Below are 639 nucleotides of genomic sequence, written 5' to 3'. Positions count from 1 at the left end.
GAAGGTCTGGGAAATAAATTCTTGGCCAATATCCGTGAAGTGGATGCTATCGTCCATGTAGTCCGTGCCTTTGATGATGAAAATGTCATGCGGGAACAGGGCCGTGAGTCTGACTTCGTCGACCCTATGGCTGATATTGAGACCATTAATCTGGAGCTCATTTTGGCCGATCTGGAAAGCATTAATAAACGCTATGCGCGTGTTGAGAAAATGGCCCGTACTCAGAAAGACAAAGACTCAGTTGCAGAATTTAATGTTTTGCAGAAAATCAAGCCTGTTCTGGAAGATGGTCTGTCGGCTCGGACAGTTGAGTTTACAGAAGAAGAGCAAAAAATCGTCAAAGGTCTCTTTCTTTTAACGACTAAGCCAGTACTTTATGTGGCCAATGTAGGTGAAGATGAAGTGGCAGATCCAGACAATATTGACTATGTGAAGCAGATTCGTGCATTTGCAGCTACAGAAAATGCTGAAGTTGTTGTCATCTCAGCGCGTGCCGAGGAAGAAATTTCTGAACTGGATGATGAAGACAAGGCAGAATTTTTGGAAGCTATTGGCTTGACAGAGTCAGGTGTAGACAAATTGACACGAGCAGCCTATCATNTGTTGGGACTTGGAACCTACTTTACCGCTGGTGAAAAG

At 44.0% G+C, this 639-nt stretch carries 1 pseudogene; it reads left to right on the top strand.

The features are described 5' to 3' along the window. A pseudogene (locus D8792_RS11160) lies at window positions 1-639 on the top strand (redox-regulated ATPase YchF); the annotation flags it as partial.

It is taken from the genome of Streptococcus cristatus (assembly GCF_003943505.1).
In the GTDB taxonomy this organism is placed as follows: domain Bacteria; phylum Bacillota; class Bacilli; order Lactobacillales; family Streptococcaceae; genus Streptococcus; species Streptococcus cristatus_E.
The sequence above is the reverse complement of the archived record's forward strand: the minus strand, read 5'-3'. Positions and strand labels throughout refer to the sequence as shown.